The 3,789-nt window shown below is 72.2% G+C and carries 6 protein-coding genes; 1 reads left to right on the top strand and 5 read right to left on the bottom strand.

The genetic code is table 11. From position 1 onward, the window contains the following. Positions 1–85: 85 nt before the first annotated feature. Both ACJA3G_RS32500 and ACJA3G_RS32505 read right to left on the bottom strand, forming a co-directional pair. Positions 86–877, bottom strand: coding sequence for a hypothetical protein (locus ACJA3G_RS32500; RefSeq protein WP_406556622.1), 792 nt, complete (start codon positions 875–877; stop codon positions 86–88). Next, positions 874–1,584, bottom strand: coding sequence for a hypothetical protein (locus tag ACJA3G_RS32505; RefSeq protein WP_406556623.1), 711 nt, complete (start codon positions 1,582–1,584; stop codon positions 874–876). The genes ACJA3G_RS32500 and ACJA3G_RS32505 overlap by 4 nt, the downstream gene beginning before the upstream one ends. Positions 1,585–1,687: 103 nt before the next feature. Between ACJA3G_RS32505 and ACJA3G_RS32510 the strand changes: the two genes are divergently transcribed. Next, on the top strand, positions 1,688–2,053 hold the full coding sequence (locus ACJA3G_RS32510; protein WP_406556624.1) for a DsrE family protein: 366 nt from the start codon (positions 1,688–1,690) through the stop codon (positions 2,051–2,053). 109 nt (positions 2,054–2,162) lie between these two features. On the opposite strand, the gene ACJA3G_RS32515 is transcribed toward ACJA3G_RS32510, so the two are convergent. The 3 genes from ACJA3G_RS32515 to ACJA3G_RS32525 all read right to left on the bottom strand — a co-directional run bounded on the left by ACJA3G_RS32515 (position 2,163) and on the right by ACJA3G_RS32525 (position 3,715). Next, a complete protein-coding gene (locus ACJA3G_RS32515) occupies positions 2,163–2,420 on the bottom strand; it encodes a DUF3099 domain-containing protein (RefSeq protein WP_344080574.1) in 258 nt (85 codons plus the stop codon). Positions 2,421–2,534: 114 nt separating this feature from the next. Beyond that, a complete protein-coding gene (locus tag ACJA3G_RS32520; protein ID WP_010985465.1) occupies positions 2,535–2,822 on the bottom strand; it encodes a DUF1416 domain-containing protein in 288 nt (95 codons plus the stop codon). A 47-nt stretch (positions 2,823–2,869) separates the two neighbouring features. Continuing rightward, on the bottom strand, positions 2,870–3,715 hold the full coding sequence (locus tag ACJA3G_RS32525; RefSeq protein WP_406556625.1) for a sulfurtransferase: 846 nt from the start codon (positions 3,713–3,715) through the stop codon (positions 2,870–2,872). Between the last annotated feature and the right edge of the window lie 74 nt (positions 3,716–3,789).

Below are 3,789 nucleotides of genomic sequence, written 5' to 3' on the forward strand. Positions count from 1 at the left end.
GGGGTGGACTGCTCCCCGGGGGCGGGCCGCGCGGTGGTGTCCGGGGCCTGCGGGTCGGCCTCAGGGGGCTGCGCCCCGGGCTCGCTCACACCGACTCCCCGGTGGCGCCGATCCGGTCCAGCTGCTTGCCCAGCAGCAGCGCCGCGCCCTTGGCGTTCAGGGGCTTGGGGCCCTCCGCCTCGGCGCTCACCAGGATCTCGCCCCGGTAGGCCGAACAGATCATCATGTCGAGCTTCTCGTCCTTCTCGTCGGGACCCAGAAAGCACCGGGCCTCCTTGTGCCCCTTGACCTCGGGGCCCTTGCGCAGGAAGTCCAGGGAGTCGAAGTACGCGTTCTGGAACGTGGCCAGCCCCCGTACGGCCCGGGTGTTCTCCATCCGCGAGAGCACGATCTCGACCGTGAACGCGGCGTCGGCGGCGGGCGCGGAGACGGGCGCGTCGTCGGTGCTGACGTAACTGCGCATCGCCATCCCCTTGACGCGCTCCTTGTCGATCACCTCGGCCATCCTGCGCCGCTGGGCGGACGGCAGGCCGCGCAGGGCGTCCTTGCGCAGGGCCACCGCCTGGGCGCCGGTCAGATCGGCGTCGGCGCCGAAGCCGTCGATGTCGGGCCCCCGGCCGTACCCGTCGGTCCCCAGCGGCACCAGCATCCGCGACAGCTCCGAGGCAGGCCCGCCGGACCCGGTGGCCGCGTCCTTCCGGTCGGCGCCGGTGGCCTCCGGCCTGCCCGACGGGAACGTCCAGTCCGGCGCGCCGGGCGCCCGGTCGGCCCGGTCCACCACGACGGCCGTGGCACCGACCCCGCCCGCGACCAGCGCGAACAGCGCCCCGCCCACCGCGAGGGCGACACCCCGCCGTCTTCCACCGCTCCCGTTCACATCCGCTCCCACTGCCGCCGTGCCAGGTCCATGGCCTTCTGTGGAGCGATCGGCTCGTCGCTGTCGAGCCACACCTCCATGTAGACGTTCCCGCGCCGCGCGAAGGCCTCCGCCCGGTGGCGGCCCCGGGAGTCCAGGTCGCCGCCGGTGTAGAGGCGGCCGTTGCCGGAGCCCGGGATCGCCGTGCTGTGGCCGCTCTCCCGGCCCGCCCACTTGTGCTGATCGTCCAGGGCGTCCTGCGAGGCGACCGCGCGCTCGTCGCGGAACTGGATGAGCCGGATCCGCACGTCGAGACTCCCCTCGCGCCAGTCGGCCACGGCCGCGCGCCGGAACTCCTCGCTCAGCAGGCTCGCGAAGGCCCCGGACGGGCTGGTGAAGTACTCCGCGTACTCGGACATGGACAGCCAGCCGTCGTGCCCCTCCGGGTTCTCGATGTCCGATGCCCCGGCGGGCCGCTTCAGCAGCATGGTCCGCAGATCGCCGTCGGTCGCCGCCTTGCGGTCGCGCGCGGCGGAGAGCGGCGCGGGCGCCCTGCCCTTCGCCTGGGCGAGCACCGGCTGCGAGAGCGGCGGCAGCGGCGTCGGCGAGCCGCTCGCCTGCACCGTGTAGCCGGTGCAGAGCCCGGCCACCACACCGAGCAGCGCGCCGCCCGCGATGAGCAGCGGTGTACGGCCGCGCCGGGGGCGCGGCTCGTGTGTCGTCTCCAAAGGGTCCCCCCACGAGACCTCGGTACGGGCCCGATCACCCGTGCACAGAACTGACTCGCCGGTGACCGGAGGGGTTGTAGGGGCGCGCATTACAGTTCGGTCCATGGCCAAAAAGCTCGTACTGAAGGTGACCGCGGGGGCCGACGCCCCCGAGCGGTGTTCGCAGGCGTTCACCGTGGCGGCGGTCGCCGTCGCCAGTGGGATCGAGGTCTCGCTCTGGCTGACCGGCGAGTCGTCGTGGTTCGCGCTGCCGGGGCGGGCGGCCGAGTTCGCGCTGCCGCACGCGGCCCCGCTGCCGGACCTGATCGACGGGATCCTGGCGGGCGGCGGCACGATCACGGTGTGCACGCAGTGCGCGGCCCGGCGGGACATCACCGAGGCGGACCTGATCGCGGGCGCCCGGATCGCCGGGGCGCAGGTCTTCGTCCAGGAGGCGATGGCGGAGGAGACGCAGGCGCTGGTCTATTAGGACGGGCGGCGGTACCGGCAGCAGTACGGGCGGCGGTACCGGCGGCCGGGGCGGCCGGTACCGGGCGCCGTCGGCGGGCGGCCCGCGTCCCGGGCCCGCGCCGAAGCGCTCAGTACTTCTTCTTGCCGTCCAGCTCGTCCCACCACTCGTCGGACTTCGGGTCCCCGGACGGGTCGTCCCACCAGCGGTCGTCCGGGCCGCGCCGGTTGGCCACCATCGCCGCGACCGGCGGGATCACCATGGCGACCACGCACATGGCGACCGCGGCCGGGACGGACCACAGCCGCACGAAGCCCCAGGCGGACACGAACAGGACCAGGCATCCGCCCATCATCCAGAAGTACTCGCGCCGGCGTCGGGCCAACATGAATCCAGCGTACGACCGGATCGGCCGGCCGGAAACGGCACGGAGGACCGCACCCGGTCCAGGTAAGCGTCCAACCCCCTGGGGTGCGGCCCTCCGGCCGGTACGTGCCCGTCGTCAGACGGCGATGGCGACCTCGGCGAGTCCGCCGGTCTGCGCCACGACCGTGCGGTCCGCGGTCGCGCCGGGCACCAGGGCCCGCACCGTCCACGTGCCCTCGGCCGCGTAGAAGCGGAACTGGCCCGTCGCCGAGGTCGGGACCTCGGCGGTGAACTCGCCGGTCGAGTCCAGCAGCCGGACATAGCCGACCACGGGCTCGCCGTCCTTGGTCACCTGACCCTGGATGGTGGTCTCACCGGGCTTGATCGTCGAGGCGTCGGGGCCGCCTGCCTTCGCTCCACACATGGTTCTTCCTTACGTCTGTGTTCTCTGGGGGCCGGGGCTGTGCGGGGTTACTTGTTGGCGCCGAGCTCGATCGGCACACCGACGAGGGAGCCGTACTCGGTCCACGAGCCGTCGTAGTTCTTGACGTTCTCGACGCCGAGCAGCTCGTGCAGCACGAACCACGTCAGGGCCGAGCGCTCGCCGATGCGGCAGTACGCGATGGTGTCCTTGGCCAGGTCGACCTGCTCCGCCGCGTACAGCTCCTTCAGCGCGTCGTCCGACTTGAAGGTGCCGTCGTCGTTGGCGTTCTTCGACCACGGGATGTTGCGGGCGCTGGGCACGTGGCCCGGGCGCTGCGACTGCTCCTGCGGGAGGTGGGCCGGGGCGAGCAGCTTGCCGCTGAACTCGTCGGGCGAGCGCACGTCGACCAGGTTCTGCGCGCCGATCGCCGCCACCACGTCGTCGCGGAAGGCGCGGATCGCGGTGTTCTGCGGCTTGGCCTTGTAGGAGGTGGCCGGGCGGGAGGGCACCTGCGAGCCGTCGACCAGGTCGCGGGAGTCGAGCTCCCACTTCTTGCGACCGCCGTCGAGCAGCTTGACGCTGTCGTGGCCGTAGAGCTTGAAGTACCAGTAGGCGTACGAGGCGAACCAGTTGTTGTTGCCGCCGTAGAGGACGACGGTCGTGTCGTTCGCGATGCCCTTCGCCGACAGGAGCTTCTCGAAGCCCTCCTGGTCGATGAAGTCACGGCGGACCGGGTCCTGGAGGTCCTTGGTCCAGTCGATCCGGATCGCGTTCTTGATGTGGTTCTTCTCGTAGGCCGAGGTGTCTTCGTCGACCTCGACGATGGCGACCTTCGGGTCGTCGATGTGGGCCTCGACCCAGTCGGCGTCTACCAGGACGTCGCTGCGGCTCATGCGGGTTCTCCTCCGGGGCAGGTGCGGCGGGTGGTGCGGAGGTGCGGGGGTACGCCACGCGAGCGGGCGGGGCG

The organism is Streptomyces sp. YS-3, from assembly GCF_045257485.1.
Classification (GTDB): Bacteria; Actinomycetota; Actinomycetes; order Streptomycetales; family Streptomycetaceae; genus Streptomyces.